Source organism: Streptosporangium sp. NPDC048886, assembly GCF_055586905.1.
Window position 1 is genome coordinate 364783 of sequence record NZ_JBVJHH010000002.1, and the last position, 14971, is coordinate 379753.

The 14971-nt window shown below is 73.1% G+C and carries 11 protein-coding genes; 5 read left to right on the plus strand and 6 right to left on the minus strand.

Going from position 1 to position 14971, the window contains the following annotated elements:
• Window positions 1-43: 43 nt before the first annotated feature.
• From ACZ6R6_RS03855 to ACZ6R6_RS03865, 3 genes are all read right to left on the minus strand, one after another.
• Window positions 44-2683 (minus strand): phosphoenolpyruvate carboxylase, encoded by a 2640-nt coding sequence (locus tag ACZ6R6_RS03855; RefSeq protein ID WP_470089949.1) that lies wholly within the window; start codon window positions 2681-2683, stop codon window positions 44-46.
• Window positions 2684-2748: 65 nt separating this feature from the next.
• Window positions 2749-4467, minus strand: a complete 1719-nt coding sequence (locus ACZ6R6_RS03860; RefSeq protein ID WP_470089951.1) for a hypothetical protein — start codon at window positions 4465-4467, stop codon at window positions 2749-2751.
• Entirely contained in the window at window positions 4443-5228 is a 786-nt protein-coding gene (locus ACZ6R6_RS03865) for an ABC transporter ATP-binding protein (protein WP_470089953.1), read from the minus strand. Before ACZ6R6_RS03865 ends, ACZ6R6_RS03860 begins: the two co-directional genes overlap by 25 nt.
• Before the next feature lie 243 nt (window positions 5229-5471).
• Between ACZ6R6_RS03865 and ACZ6R6_RS03870 the strand changes: the two genes are divergently transcribed.
• From ACZ6R6_RS03870 to ACZ6R6_RS03890, 5 genes are all read left to right on the plus strand, one after another.
• On the plus strand, window positions 5472-7064 hold the full coding sequence (locus ACZ6R6_RS03870) for an acyl-CoA carboxylase subunit beta (RefSeq protein WP_306859222.1): 1593 nt from the start codon (window positions 5472-5474) through the stop codon (window positions 7062-7064).
• Window positions 7061-7258: an acyl-CoA carboxylase subunit epsilon gene (locus ACZ6R6_RS03875; RefSeq protein WP_470089955.1), complete on the plus strand. Its 198-nt coding sequence runs from the start codon at window positions 7061-7063 to the stop codon at window positions 7256-7258. The genes ACZ6R6_RS03870 and ACZ6R6_RS03875 overlap by 4 nt, the downstream gene beginning before the upstream one ends.
• Window positions 7259-7359: 101 nt before the next feature.
• Window positions 7360-8307, plus strand: coding sequence for an NYN domain-containing protein (locus ACZ6R6_RS03880; RefSeq protein ID WP_470089956.1), 948 nt, complete (start codon window positions 7360-7362; stop codon window positions 8305-8307).
• A 68-nt stretch (window positions 8308-8375) separates the two neighbouring features.
• The gene (locus ACZ6R6_RS03885; protein WP_470089958.1) at window positions 8376-9776 is read left to right on the plus strand and encodes an AlkA N-terminal domain-containing protein; all 1401 of its coding nucleotides are present in this window, start codon (window positions 8376-8378) and stop codon (window positions 9774-9776) included.
• Window positions 9776-10291, plus strand: a complete 516-nt coding sequence (locus tag ACZ6R6_RS03890) for a methylated-DNA--[protein]-cysteine S-methyltransferase (protein WP_470089959.1) — start codon at window positions 9776-9778, stop codon at window positions 10289-10291. Before ACZ6R6_RS03885 ends, ACZ6R6_RS03890 begins: the two co-directional genes overlap by 1 nt.
• Before the next feature lie 45 nt (window positions 10292-10336).
• On the opposite strand, the gene ACZ6R6_RS03895 is transcribed toward ACZ6R6_RS03890, so the two are convergent.
• The 3 genes from ACZ6R6_RS03895 to ACZ6R6_RS03905 all read right to left on the minus strand — a co-directional run bounded on the left by ACZ6R6_RS03895 (window position 10337) and on the right by ACZ6R6_RS03905 (window position 14870).
• Complete coding sequence (locus tag ACZ6R6_RS03895; protein WP_470089960.1) at window positions 10337-11266, minus strand: hypothetical protein; 930 nt, start codon at window positions 11264-11266, stop codon at window positions 10337-10339.
• Window positions 11263-11895: a hypothetical protein gene (locus ACZ6R6_RS03900; RefSeq protein ID WP_470089962.1), complete on the minus strand. Its 633-nt coding sequence runs from the start codon at window positions 11893-11895 to the stop codon at window positions 11263-11265. The genes ACZ6R6_RS03895 and ACZ6R6_RS03900 overlap by 4 nt, the downstream gene beginning before the upstream one ends.
• Before the next feature lie 68 nt (window positions 11896-11963).
• Entirely contained in the window at window positions 11964-14870 is a 2907-nt protein-coding gene (locus ACZ6R6_RS03905; RefSeq protein ID WP_470089963.1) for a BTAD domain-containing putative transcriptional regulator, read from the minus strand.
• Window positions 14871-14971 lie beyond the last annotated feature (101 nt).

Here is a 14971-nt window from a genome sequence, read left to right on the forward strand (position 1 = left end):
TCCTCGGGCGCGGGGCCCGCGTGGCCCGGCGGCGGGCCGGCCGTCATCCGGTGTTCTGCAGACCGGCGGCGACGCCGTTGACCGACAGCAGCAACAGCGTGGACAGCCGCTCGCGCTCCTCCTCCGACAGCCCGTCCTCGGCGCGGAGCGTCGACAGGGCACGGAGCTGGAGATGGGAGAGCGCGTCCACGTAGGGGTCGCGGAGCTGGACCGCGCGCGACAGCACCCGGCGGTTCTCCAGCAGGCGGCTGTGACCGGTGATCTCCAGGACCAGGCGGCGGGTGAGGTCGTACTCGTGCAGGACCTGCTGGACGAAGTCGTCCCGGCCGCCCAGCGCGAGGTAGCGGGCCGCGATGTCACGGTCGGTCTTGGCCAGCGACATCTCCACGTTGTCCAGCAGCGAGGCGAACAGCGGCCACTCGCGGTAGGCGGCGCGCAGCTCCTCCAGGCCGGACTCGGAGATCACCGCCTCCAGGCCGCTGCCCAGGCCGTACCAGCCGGGCAGGTTGACCCGGGTCTGGGCCCAGGCGAACACCCACGGGATGGCCCGCAGGTCGTCGAGGGAGCGGGGCGCCCCGAGGCCGCGCCTGGCGGGGCGGGAGCCCAGCCGGAGCGAACCGATCTCCTCCAACGGACTGACCAGGGAGAACCACTCGGGGAAGCCGGGCGCCTCGGTCAGCGACCGGTAGGCCTTCTCCGAGGCGGAGGCGACCTGCTCGGCGACCCCGCGGAAACGCCCGGCGGCCTCGGCCGTACGGGCCTCGATGGACGGGGTGGAGGCCAGCAGCACCGCCGAGGTGACCTGCTCCATGTGGCGGCGGGCGATGGCGGCGTGACCGTAGCGGGCGAAGATGACCTCGCCCTGCTCGGTCACCTTGAAACGGCCGCCGACCGAGCCCGGGGCCTGGGCGAGCACGGCCCGGTTGGCCGGTCCGCCGCCCCGGCCCAGCGCGCCGCCCCGGCCGTGGAACAGCGTCAGCCGCACGTCGTGCTCGGCGGCCCACGCGGCCAGCGCCTCCTGCGCCTCGTACAGCTTCAGGGTCGCGGCGGCCGGTCCGAGCTCCTTGGCCGAGTCGGAGTAGCCGAGCATGACCTCCAGGCGCCGGCCGGCGGCGGCCAGACGGGCCTGGATGCCGGGGATCTCCAGCATCCCCGACAGCACCGAGGGGGCGTTGGCCAGGTCGGCGCCCGACTCGAACAGCGGGACCACGTCGAGCTGCGGCGCCTTGTCGCCGAGCGCGTGCTCGGCCAGCGCGTAGACCGCGGCGATGTCGTCGGCCGAGCGGGTGAAGGAGACGACGTAACGGGAGCAGGCGGTCACGCCGTAGCGCTCCTGGATCCAGCCGATCGTGCGGATGGTGGCCAGCACCTCGTCGGTTCGCTCGGAGGTCCGCCCCTCGGCGAGCTCGGCCAGCGCGGCGGCGTGGACCTGCGAGTGCTGGCGCACCTCCAGCTCGGCCAGGTGGAAGCCGAATGTCTCCACCTGCCAGATCAGGTGCTGCAGCTCGCCGTACGCCTGCCGCCTCGCCCCGGCCGCGACCAGCGACGCCTGGGCGGTCCGCAGGTCGGCCAGGAGCTCCTCGGGCGAACGGTAGGCCAGGTCGAGGCCGCGCTGCCGGGTGGCCACGATCCGGGCGGCGACGAACAGCAGCCACTGCCGGTGCGGCTCCTGCGGGGAGCGGGTGGCCATCTCCGAGACCAGGTCGGGGTGGTCGTTCTCGGCGGCGGCGAGCGCGGCGCGCAGCTCCGCCGAGGCAGGGGTGTAGCCGGCGGTCAGCGTGAGGGTCCGGGCGATCCGGTGGGTGGCGTTCTCCAGGGCGATCAGCACGTGCTCGGCCTGGATGAGCACCGCGTCTCTGGTCACCTTGGCGGTGACGTTGGGATTGCCGTCGCGGTCGCCGCCGATCCAGCTCCCGTAGCGGATGAAGGGGCGGGCCAGCGGCTCGCGGGTGCCGGTGCCCTCGCCGAGCGCGGCGTCCAGCGAGCGGTAGACCATCGGCACCACCCGGAACAGGGTCTCGTCGAAGGCCGCCATGGCGGTGCGGACCTCGTCCAGCGGGTCGAGCTTGGTCGACCTGAGCTGGGAGGTCCGCCAGAGCAGGTCGATCTCCTCCAGCAGCCGCCGCCGGGTCTCGGCCCGCTCGGCGGCGCCCCGCTCGGGGCTGTTGTAGGCGGCGAGCCGGCCGCTGATGCGCTGGATCGCGGTGACCACCGCGCGCCTGCGGGCCTCGGTCGGGTGCGCGGTCAGCACCGGGTGCAGCCGCAGCCCCTCCACCAGCTCGCCGACGCGCTCGCCGCCGAGCTCCTGGACGGCCTGCGCCAGGGACTCGGGCAGCGGCTCCTCGCCGGTGTCGCGGATCCGGAGCGTGCGGATGCGGAAGTGCTCCTCGGCCAGGTTCGCCAGGTGGAAGTAACAGGTGAACGCCCGGGCGATCTGCACCGCACGGTCGACGGGCCACTCGGCGACCATCGCGGTGATCTCGTCGACCGAGACCTTCCCGCGACGGGCCGCGATGACGGCCTTGCGTAGACGTTCGACATCGGCGAGCAGATCATCGCCGCCGTACTCGGCGATCACCTGCCCCAGGAGCTCGCCGAGCAGCCGCACGTCCGCGCGCAGCGCGTCGGGCATCTCGGTGACGGCGGAAGAACGTTCTGCCTGCTGGTGCGCGATTGCGGACATGTTTGCCAGCGTAGCCAGTCCGTTTTCTCCGGCGGAGACTGGTCTCACCTATTGGACTAGACCACTCAGCTCGGCTGCGAGGTCGCCGCCAGGATCTCGGGATACCGCCGGAACCCGAGGTCACCGGCGATCCGGCGGCCGCCCCAGGAGATCAGCAGGCCGTACGGCAGGGCCAGCGCGCTGACCCAGGTGAGGCCGAGCAGGACCGGCAGCACGACCGGCAGCGCCAGCAGGCTGCTGCCGATCATCGCGCCGAAGGAGGCGGCGAAGGCGACGCCGCCCTGTCCGGGCGCGGCGCCGGTGAAGGCGTTGAGCCGCTCGGGCACCGTGTACGGCAGGAGCACGCTCGTCATGGCCCCCACCCCGAGCCCGACGCCGAGGACGCCCCACGCGGTGAGCGCGGCCGGGACGGCCCACCGGGGGTCTCCGGCGAGGACGGCGGCGACCACGGCCAGCACGGCCAGCGTCGGGGCCGCGATCGTCACGACGGCCAGGTGCCGCCCGGCGAGGTCGGCCCGCCAGTCCCGGCCGGTGCCGTAGATCATGGAGTTCATCCACAGCGAGCGGCCGTCGATGCCGAAGGAGTTGGCCGACTGCAGGCCGATCATCACCGCGCCGAGGCAGGCGGGGGCGATCGCCATGGCCATGCCGGTCGGCCCGGACCCGTCACCGCGGGTCAGGGAGAAGGACATGATGCCGGTGACCGCGATGGCGGCGAACCAGCCGACCCGGCCCCGGGGGTCACGGCGGGCGTACTTGAGCTCCTTGGTGGCGACCGCGGCGAGCGGCCCGTCGGGCAGGACGCGCGCCAGCAGGCCCCTGGAGTTGCGGACCGAGGCGGCCTCGGTGGAGGCGTCGGTCGTCACCAGCGCCCGGCGGAGCGCCGCGATCCAGAGCCGGCCGATCACGACGACCAGGACCGCGAGGAGGACCAGCTCACCGGCCGCCACGGCGCCGCCGTCGGTGATGGCGTGCGCCGCCATGCCGGGCGGGGTCCAGCGGAGCACCGAGGCGACCTCGCGCAGCGTCCCGGCCGGGTCGCCCGTCAGGCCGCCGTTGAGCATCAGATTGGGGAGCTGCGCGGCCAGGATGAAGAAGATCACCGAGACGGCGAGCACGTCCCGGCCCCGGCGGGTGCGCAGGACGCCGGACAGGGAGGTGGTGACCAGCCGCGAGGTGACGATGCAGAGCGCGAACTGCAGCAGCACCGCGACGGCGCCCAGGAGCACCCCGCCGGCCCCGGTGGCCAGGCCCGCGACCGCCCCGGCCGTGACGACCAGCGTGGCGATCGGCCAGACCCCGGTGACCGAGGCGGCGAACATGCCGGCGGCGAGCTGGCCGGTCCGCAGCGGGAACAGCGACAGCCTGGACGGGTCGAGCGTGTCGTCCAGGCCGAACGCCAGCAGCGGGACGATCACCCAGCCCGTCAGGAAGACGGTGAACAGCACGATCGCGACGTCCGCCGCGATGTCGGCGGGCGCGGAGCGGAGCATGGTCATCCCGAGGAACCCGAGAGTCGCCACGGTGAGCGCGGCGATCACGGTGAAGACGAATCCGAGCAGCCGCTCGGTGCTGCCACGCAGGTTCCCGGCGACCAGCCGGAGCTTGAGCCGGACGAAGACCGAGGGCCCCACCCGGACGGGGGCGTCCGCGCCGCGTTCCGGGCCCGCCGCGCCCGCGCGGGGGCCGCCGGCGTGCGGACCGCCGCCCGCCGCGCTCATGCCGGGGCCGTCCATCCGCCCGTCACCGCCCGCCGCGCTCATGCCGAGGTCGCGCCCAGCCATGACAGGCCCTCCCCTCCGCCACCGCCGTCGTCGCCGCGGACGCCGACCAGCCCGAGGAACGCCTCGTTGAGGCTGCGCCCCGCGCGGACCCGGTCCAGCGGGCCCTGGGCGACGATCTGGCCGCGGTTCATCACCGAGACCCAGTCGCACAGACGCTCGACGAGCTCCATCACGTGGCTGGAGAAGACGACCGTCGAGCCGGAGGCGGTGTAGCGCCGGAGCACCTCGACCAGCGTGTTGGCGCTGACCGGGTCGACCCCCTCGAACGGCTCGTCCAGGAAGAGCACCCTGGGGTTGTGCAGCAGCGCGGCGGCCAGACCGATCTTCTTGCGCATGCCGGTCGAGTAGTCGACGACGAGCTTGTCGGCCGACTCCGCCAGGTCCATGACCCGCAGCAGCTCCTCGGCCCGCTGCTCCACCTCGGCCCTGGGGATGCCCCGGAGCTGGCCGTTGTAGGAGAGCAGCTCCCGGCCGGACAGCCGCTCGAACAGGCGCAGGCCCTCGGGGAGCACGCCGATGCGGCCCTTGACGGGGACCGGGTCGCGCCAGACGTCGAGGCCGTCGATGTGGACGGCGCCGCCGTCCGGGCGGAGCAGGCCGGTGACCATGCTGAGCGTGGTGGTCTTGCCCGCGCCGTTGGGACCGACCAGACCGGCGAAACTGCCACGCGGCACGATGAGGTCGACACCGCCCACGGCCACCTGCTGCCCGAATCTCTTGAAGAGCTGCTGCGTGCGTACCGCGTCGGCTATGTCGGTCATGGCACCTACTTTGGCAGAATTTCCGATTTTGAGAATCAGGTCTCCGGCCGGGCAACGAACGGCCGCCCCCGATAGTTCGCCGTGTCAGGAAACGGTTACCCTGCTGAGGATGGGCGGGTGCCGGGGCGCGACCGGCGCGCCGGACGGAGTGCGGTGCCGGAGACGGCGTGCCGCACCCGCCGGGATCACCCGGAGCGGGATCACCCGGAGACCGTGTGGAGCGGATAGGAGTGGAAGAACCCGATGAGCGCTGAGCCGGTGGCCGCCGGGATCGACATTCACACCACGGCCGGCAAACTCGCCGACCTGGAACGGCGCCTGGACGAGGCGGCCCACGCCGGCTCCGCGCGCGCGGTGGACAAGCAGCACGCCAAGGGCAAGATGACCGCCCGGGAGCGGGTGCTGGAGCTGCTGGACGACGACAGTTTCGTGGAGTTCGACGAGCTGGCCAGACACCGGTCCACGAGTTTCGGCCTGGAGCGCGAGCGCCCGTACGGCGACGGCGTGGTGACCGGCTACGGCACGGTCGACGGCCGTCCGGTGGCGGTGTTCGCCCAGGACTTCACGGTGTTCGGCGGATCGCTGGGCGAGGTCTTCGGCGAGAAGATCGTCAAGGTGATGGACCACGCGCTGAAGACCGGCTGCCCGGTGATCGGCATCAACGACTCCGGCGGGGCGCGCATCCAGGAGGGCGTCGTCTCCCTGGGCCTGTACGCCGAGATCTTCAAGCGGAACGTGCACGCCTCCGGGGTGATCCCGCAGATCTCACTGATCATGGGCCCGTGCGCGGGCGGCGCCGTCTACTCGCCCGCGCTCACCGACTTCGTGCTGATGGTGTCGGAGAAGTCGCACATGTTCATCACGGGCCCCGACGTCATCAAGACGGTCACCGGCGAGGAGGTGACGTTCGAGGAGCTCGGCGGCGCGCACACGCACAACTCCAGGTCGGGCGTGGCCCACTACGAGGCCGCCGACGAGGCCGACTGCCTGGAGTTCGCCAGGGCGCTGCTGTCCTACCTGCCCTCCAACAACCTGGACGAGGCTCCGGCCTTCGACGTGGACCCGGTCCTTTCCACCACCGACGAGGACCGCGAGCTCGACACGCTGATCCCGGATTCGGCGAACCAGCCCTACGACATGCACACCGTCATCGGGCACGTCCTGGACGACGCCGAATTCCTTGAGGTGCACGCGCAATTCGCGCCCAACATCGTCGTGGGTTTCGGCCGGGTCGAAGGGCGTTCCGTGGGGGTCGTGGCCAACCAGCCGCTGAGTTTCGCGGGCACGCTGGACATCGCCGCTTCGGAGAAAGCCGCGAGATTCGTCCGGACGTGCGACGCCTTTAACATTCCGGTGCTGACATTCGTGGACGTTCCCGGCTTCCTTCCGGGCACCGACCAGGAATGGAACGGAATCATCCGCCGCGGCGCCAAGCTGCTGTACGCCTACGCCGAGGCGACCGTGCCACTGGTCACGGTGATCACCCGCAAGGCGTACGGCGGGGCCTACGACGTCATGGGCTCCAAGCACCTGGGCGCGGACGTCAATCTGGCCTGGCCGACCGCGCAGATCGCGGTGATGGGCGCGCAGGGCGCGGTCAACATCCTCTACCGGCGGGAGCTGGCCGCGGCCGACGATCCCGACGCCCAGCGGGCCCGGCTCGTCACCGAGTACGAAGACACGCTCGCCAACCCGTATCTCGCGGCCGAACGTGGGTATGTGGACGCCGTGATCCGCCCGTCCGAGACCCGAGTCCAGATCGTCAGGGCACTGCGCGCCCTGCGCAACAAGCGCACGAGCCTGCCCCCGAAGAAGCATGGGAACATCCCGCTATGACGCACCTGAGGATCGTCCGCGGGGACGCGACGCAAGAGGAGATCGCCGCACTGGTGATCGCGCTCGCGTCACAGGCGGATCCGGCGGCGAAAGCCGTACGGAAGACCGAAACCTGGCGTAATCCCACACATCGCATGCGAAAACCTCTTCCGACCGGACAAGGCGCATGGAGATCAAGCGGACTGCCGAGATAGATCCCAAGAACGGGGTGTCAAGTTGCGCGAGAGTTGGGACTATCTAAGAAATGGGCGCATATAGTCAGCCGATCAGCTAGTTCCGAGGCCTGGAGGACGACATGACCATCCTGGACCTCAGCTCCCATCCCGTCGCCGCGAAGTACGCAGTCCTGGTGGACGTGGGGTATCTGTACGCGGCGGCGGGGGAAGTGCTTCTCGGCGCCAAGGAGCGCAAAGAATACCGCGTCGCGGCTGACGAGCTCATCCAGGCGCTGCAGAAACACGCCGAAGCCCGCATTCACGGCGAGCTGCTGAGGATCTACTGGTACGACGCCGCGCGCGACCGGGTGCCGACCGTGGACCAGCGCGTCATCGCCCAGCTCCCCTGGGTCAAGGTGCGCCTGGGCAACCTCAACGCGCGGGGCCAGCAGAAGGGCGTGGACGCGCAGATCAGGAGCGACCTGGAGGCGCTGGCCAGGCACCACGCGGTGAGCGACACGATCCTGCTGGCCGGGGACGAGGACATGGTCCCCGCCGTCGAGGCCGCCCAGGCCTACGGCGTCCGGATCCACCTGTGGGGCGTCGAGCCGCCCTACGGCACCAACCAGGCCGAGCGCCTCGTCTGGGAGTCCGACACCGTCGAGATCATCACCGCCGACTTCCTCCGCTCCTTCTTCAGCCGCACCCCCGTCCCCGTCCCCGTCCCCGCCGCCCCGGTGGCCCCCTCCCCCGCCCAGGTCTTCGCCGCCCGCACCCCCGCCGCGGTCAAGCCCAAGGCGCCCGTCGGCCAGATCGCCAAGCTCGGCCCCAGCCGCCCCCGGGTCGAGGAGGTCGGCGAGCACGTGGCCCAGAAGTGGATCCTCACCCGCGGCCGCGACAACATCCGCGACCTGCTCCCCGGCCCGATCCTCCCCACGGTCATCGACACCGAGCTCCTCATCGAGGCGGAGAAGGAGCTCGGCCACTCCCTGCGCCCCTACCCCGAGGCGAGGGTCTGGCTCCGCGACGGTTTCTGGGCCCGCGTCTACCGGGAATTCGAGATCGGAGTCGGCGTCTCCTCCAAGTGACAGGCCCCTGACGGTCACGTCCGATTCCCGCCGGTCGCCCGGACTGCGCTGCGGCTAACGTCGTCAGTGTGTCCGTGAGAGAGCTTGACTTCGACTCCTGTTACCGCGCGGTGACCGCGAGGGACGCCCGGTTCGACGGGCGGTTCTACACGGCGGTCACCTCCACGCACATCTACTGCCGGCCGATCTGCCCCGCCCGCACCCCCGCCTCCCGCAACGTGCGCTTCTACCGCCACGCGGCCTCCGCCGAGGCGGCCGGGTTCCGGCCCTGCAAGCGCTGCCGGCCCGAGCTCAGCCCCGGTGACCCCGGCTGGGACCACCGGGGCGACCTGATCGGCCGGGCGCTCCGGCTCATCGACGAGGGCGTGGCCGACGACGGCGGGATCGGGGAGCTGGCCAGGCGGCTGCACATCACCGAGCGGCACCTGCACCGGCTGTTCACCACCGAGATCGGCGTCGGGCCGCTGGCCGTCGCCAGGACCAAGCGGCTGCTGCTGGCCAAGCAGTTGCTGACCGAGACCGGGCTGTCGATCACCGACGTGGCGTTCGCCTCGGGGTTCGGGAGCGTGCGGCAGTTCAACGCGACCATGAAGGAGACCTACGGCTTCACCCCCGGCGAGCTGCGGATCACGGCGGGCCGGGCGGTCACCGACAACACGCTGACGCTCCGGCTGCACCGGCGCGAGCCGTACGAGGCGGAGCCGCTGATGCGCTTCCTCGGCGCGCGGGCGATCCCCGGGCTGGAGCACGTCGACGAGACGGGCTACCGCCGGGCCGTCCCGGGCGGCACGGTCACCCTCACCCCGGCGCCCGGCCACGTCCGGCTGGAGGTGCGCCTCGACGACACCCGCCACCTGGCCCGCATCGTCGCCCGCTGCCGCCGCCTCCTCGACCTCGACGCCGACCCCGAGGCCATCGCCGACGCCCTCGGCCAGACCTCCCTGGCCGGCCTGGTCGCCGCCCGCCCCGGCCTGCGGGTCCCCGGCGCCTGGGACGGCTTCGAGGTGGCCGTCCGCGCCGTGGTCGGCCAGCAGATCTCCGTCGCCGGCGCCCGCACCATCCTCGGCCGCATCGTCGGCCGGGCCGGCCGCCCCACCGGCGCCGAGGAGCTCACCCACCTGTTCCCCACCCCCGGCGAGCTCATCGGGGCCGACCTCGACGGGCTCGGGATGACCGGACGGCGGGTGGCCACGCTGAAGGCGCTCGCCGCGAGGGTGGCGGCCGGGGAGATCGACCTGGACGGGGCCCAGGAGCCCGGGGAGGCCGTGGCCCGGCTGCTGGAGGTGTCGGGCATCGGGCCGTGGACGGCCAGCTACATCGCGCTGCGGGCGCTGGGGGACCCGGACGCGTGGCCCGTGGGAGACCTCGGGCTGCGGCGGGCCATGACGGACCTGGGCATCCCGGAAGAGCACATCGAGCGGTGGCGGCCCTGGCGGGCCTACGCCGCGCTACACCTATGGAGTTCGTGATGATCGAGGCGCAGATCCTCCCCACCCCGACCGGCCCGCTGGCGCTGCTCTCGCACGAGGGGACCATCGTCGCGGCGGGCTTCACCGCCGACCCGTACGAGATGTCCGCCCGGCTCTCGCCCCGGCTGCAGGCGTCCGGCCTGCGCCAGGTGGCGGACCTGGGCCGTCCGGCGCAGGCCGTACGCGACTACCTGGACGGCGACCTGACGGCCCTCGACGACGTCGAGCTGACGCAGCCGGGGACGCCCAAGCGGCAGCGGCTCCTGACGGCCCTGCGCCAGGTCCCGCCCGGGGTCACGATCAGCTACGCCGAGCTCGCCGAGCGGGCGGGGATGCCGAGGACGGCGGCCAGGGCCGCCGGGGCGGCGTGCGCGCAGAACCTGATCGCGCCGTTCGTCCCCTGCCACCGCATCCTGCCCTCCACCGGCGGCTTCGGCGGCTACTACTACGGCACGCCGGTCAAGCGGTGGCTGCTCACCCACGAGAACGCGCTCGCCCAGACCAGCGTGCTGTAGGCGGCCGGCCGGCGGCCCGCGCGCCGGGCCGGCCCCCTCCCGGCGTCACCTGGTCCCGGTGACGGTGCTCTGCACCTCGCCCACCTCGACGTCGCGGGTGGCGCCGGCCTCGATCGGGTCGTAGGCGAAGGGCACCACGTTGTCCTGCACCTGGACGGGCCAGACCGAGGTGACGGTCAGCGTGTAGACCTCACGCGGCTGGTCGGCGGAGGCGCGCAGGTATCGGACACCGCAGGTGAACTTGCCGCCCTTGACGTACGGCTTGCCGCCCGGCCCGCAATCCTCCTTGACCTCGGCGCGGTCGGCGCTCGTGCCCGCGTCAATCTTGACGTCCTGCAGGGTGGCGGTCACGGTCGCGCTCATGAACCCCGGGATCGTGGCCGTCACCGACCGGGTGGGCGCGCCGATGCCGCCCAGCCATACCCAGGTCGGCAGGTTGACGTAGCTCCTGGCGTCCGGATTGAGCTGGATCTTCGGCTCGGGCACGGTCAGCGCGGCGCGGGCGATCTCGACGAGCTCGGCGATGGTGATCCCGCTGGGCGGGGTCGTGCCGGGCGGCACCCACACGAAGGGGTCGAGCCCGTTCCAGCAGGACACCCCGTCGGGATCGGCCCCGTTGTAGGCGGGCTTCCACCAGCGCCCCTCCTTGCCGGCCTTGTCCTTGAACTGCTTGAGGAACTCCTGGAACTTCTCCTCGGTGGCGCCCGGGGTGTAGCGGAACCACAGGTCCCGCAGCGCCTCCTGGTCCTTCAGCGTCTCGTCGGCGCCCTTGTCGGGTTCGTACCAGCAAGGGCGCTTGATCCGGTAGCCGTCGCTCTTGCCGCTGAGACCGGTCCCGGTGATGACGATCTTGGAGTTCTGCAGGCGGACCCCGGCGGTGCGGCCGTCCTGGAAGCCCTCGCCGCCGCCGCCCCCGGGGTCGGCGCCCACCGGGGCGAGCAGCAGCAGTCCCGCCAGGGCCACATTAACGATCATCGAAGACATCCCTTCGCGCGTTCGCTGGGAAGTTCCGCATGCCGGAGCAGTTTGATCCGCCAGACCCCGTCGTCGCCCTTCCGCACCCCGGCGACCTGGAAGTAGGGCTCCCTGGTCCAGTCGGGCTGCGCGCCGACCGCCTCGCCGGTCCCGGAGTCCACGAGCCGCATCCCCGACTCGTCCACGCACACGTCGAGCTGCGCCCCGGGGCCGGTGACCGAGCTGACGTTCAGCGCGTACAGGCGGGCGGTCCCGCGCACCGACCTGCGCTGGTCCAGGAACTCCTGAACCCACGAGTAGGCGTCCCGGCTGGCGCCGTCCTGGACCGTCTCCAGGTAGGCGGTGTCGCGGCCTCCGGTGACGACGGCCTTGAACGACCCGGCGAAGTAGTCGCGGAAGACGTTGATCATCCCGGTGGTGTCGGGGTCGGCCACGGCGGGCCACTCCACCACCACCTGGACGCCGGGCGCGACCTCGACCGTCTCCACCCGGGGGGTGGGCGCGGCCCGCGCCGAGGTGCTCGGGCCGCCCACCGGGAGGTCGACGGGGGTGAACGGCCGGGGGGCGGGCGAGGAACAGCCCACCACCGGCACGAGCAGAGCCAGCGCCACCACCGCACGCGCACCCACCACACGCACCCCTAACGCACGCGCACCCACCGCACGCACCCCTACCGCACACGCACCCACCGGCCCGCTCATGCCGACGGCGCCGAACGTATCCGCCACGAAGGCAGCAGCTCGTCGATGAGCGCCTCCGTCTCCGGCGCCATCCCGCCCCCGCCGTGGTGGGACGCCCGCCGGTGCAGGGCCTCGGCCACGGCCCGCAGCCGGCCGGGGTCGCCGGTGAGATGGGTGGCCCGCAGCAGGTCTCTCCAGAGTCCTTCGTCGTCGGCGGCCAGCAGCAGCCCGGCCCGCGCCGCCGCGACGGCCTGGGCCGCCTCGCCGTCGGCCAGCCGTATCTCGCAGAGCCGGTGAGCGGCGTCCGCGACGGCGGCGGTCACGTCGTACTCCAGGTCGTCGGCGGCCAGCCAGGCGTAACGGCCGCGCGGGCGGCCGTTCAGCAGCGGGCCGCGCACCAGGTTCAGGGCCTTCTCCAGCAGTACGGCGCGCAGGGCGGGATCGGCGTGCGAGCGGCGCACGGACTCGCGGAAGAGCATCCAGTCGGTCCTCACCTCGGGACCGAGCCGGAGCCGCCCCGACTCGTCGGCGTAGAGGTTGGGCCGCCCGGCGCTGTCGGTGCCCAGCCACGCGACGACCCTGGCGATCGTGGCGTCCCTGACCACCTGCTGCACGCCCCGCGGCCAGAGGATCCCGCCGAGCACCACCGGATGGACGCCGCCCGGGTGGGTCGCCAGGTAGACGACGAGCTCGACGGCGAGCACCGCCCTCCCCTCCTCCATCGGCGGCGGACCGGTGATCTCGGCCGGGCCGAGGATCCGTACCTCGATCGAGGGCGTCTGCGGGACCGGCTCCGGCCCGTCGGGCAGGAGCTCCCCGTCGAGCCGCCCGGCCGTGCGGAACAGGTCGACCAGCGCCCGGTAGTGGCGGCGGGGCAGCAGCTGCGCGGTCACCTCGAAGCCGAGCGCGTCCACCGTGGCCCGGCCGTCGTCGGTGATCTCCCAGTGCCAGGTGGCGTGCGGGACCTCTCCCGCCACGACGTATCCGGCGGCCGTGCGGACGCCCTTGCGGGCGAGGACCGCCAGGCGGTGGCCCTCCTCGGCACTCGGGGCGACCGCGGACAGCACGTAGTGCGGCGGCCAGATCGGATCGGCGGCGCGGCCGTGGACCCGGCCGGTGAGCACCTCGCCGCCGTGGCCCCGCTCCTCGGCCGTGGCCTCCAGCTCGGGCAGGATCTCGGCGAGACTGCCCGCGCAGCGGATCCGGTCGGGGGCGATCACGGCGAGCTCCTCCCCGAAACCGACGAGCGTGACGCGCATCCGGTCCGACCAGCGGTTGGTGGCCAGCTCCACCGCGAGCGCGGCGAGCGCGGCGGTGCTCTGGGCGCCGCTGAGGCTGATCAGCCCGTGAGCCGCCTCCAGGTCGACGAGCACCCGGCCCTCGCCGTTGGAGCCCAGCGAGACCAGGCCCGGATACGGCGCCGGCGCGCCGGCGAGCGCCTGCTCGTCGAGCATCCGTCCCTCGTGGGCCGGCAGCCGCCACACCTGCCCGCCGTCGTGGGCGGCCCAGGGCGCCGGGGCGTCGCGGTCGGGCGGGTGGATCCACAGGTCGAGGGTCCGCGAGGACAGGTGCGCGGCGTAGATCGTGGGCGGGACGCGGTCCTGGGCCGCCAGAGACCTGCCGAGCAGCCGCAGCCCGATGTCCAGCATCCGGCTGCCCGGAGCGTCGGCGCCCAGCCGCAGCGCCAGCTCGGCCTGGGCCGCGTCGTCCCTCGGCCGGACGATCCGGTGCCCGAACGCCCGGTACCACAGCTGCCGCCGGCGCCTGTGGCCGAGCGCCGCCAGCAGCCCGGCCGCCGCCAGGGAGGCCCCCGCCAGGTAGTCGAGCAGCTCCAGCCCGGAGTCCTGAGCGCCGGGGCCGGCGGCCACGGACGGGTCGTGCCCGGTGCCGCGCTCCGGGGCCTGCCGCCCGGCGCCGCCGGGGTCGGCCGCCGTGCGGGACTCCTGCCCGGCGCCGCGCTCGGTGGCGGGCTCCTGGGGGGAGCGCCGGGAGGTGTCCGCGGGGAGCCGGCCCGTCTCGGCGTTCTCCCCGCCGCCGGGGACGACGGAGGTGTCCGAGGGGCGGGAGACGTCCGGCCGCGCCTCCGCCGGCGGATCCGCCCGGTCGGGGGTGAGGGTCCGGGCGCGGCCGTCGAGCTCCACCGGCTTGCCCGGGTGCTCCTTGAGGGTGTCGTCGCGGGGCTGGTCGGCCGGGACGATGTGGATGTTCCGGGCGTCGTCCGGCATGTCCAGCACCCAGCCGGGCCTGATCAGGTCGGCCATGTGGAGGCGGCTGCCGTCGGGCTGCTCCTTGTGCTGGTTGAGCCGGTAGATCTCCGGATAGCGCCGCCCGTCGCCGAGGCACTTCTCGGCGATCTCCCACAGGCTCTCGTGGTGTCGGCCGTGCGGCGGCTGGACCACGTAGACCTTCTTGGCCTTCCCCACCGGCACCAGCGGCGCCCGCTCCTCGGCGACCGGTGCCGGCAGCGCCGACAGCGAGGCCGCCGCGGCGACGGCGGGGCGGGCGGCCGGCGGGCCGCCGGCCTTCGCGATCGGCACGACCACCGCCGAGACGGTGAACAGCACCAGCACGGCCGAGACCAGCCGGTTGGCCAGCGCCTGGGTGCTCCCGGAGAGCGGGACCCTGGCCGGCATGCCGACCCGCCGCAGCCCGGCGTAGACCTCGACGATCACGCAGACGGCCAGCTGCAGCCAGGCCAGCCAGACCAGCAGCACGAGGATCGCGACGATCGTGCCGGTGCCGACCTGGCTGGTCAGCAGGTCGAGGTCGAGCAGCTCGGGCGGGAGCGGCGGCCCGGCCAGCCGGAGCAGGGCGTAGGGGACCCCGCCGAGCAGCGCGACCAGCGCGGCCAGCGCGCCGAGTCCGGCGAGCAGGTCACCCGCGGTGCGCCTGGGCCTGATGCGCATGGGCTGTCGCGTGGGCATGAGTCTCCCTCCCCGTTCAGATTCGTCGTCCGTCACCCGCTCGGCCAGTGATTCGCCGCAATTGGTCTAGGGCGTCCGGGGCGGCCCTTCCCGCCCGCCGG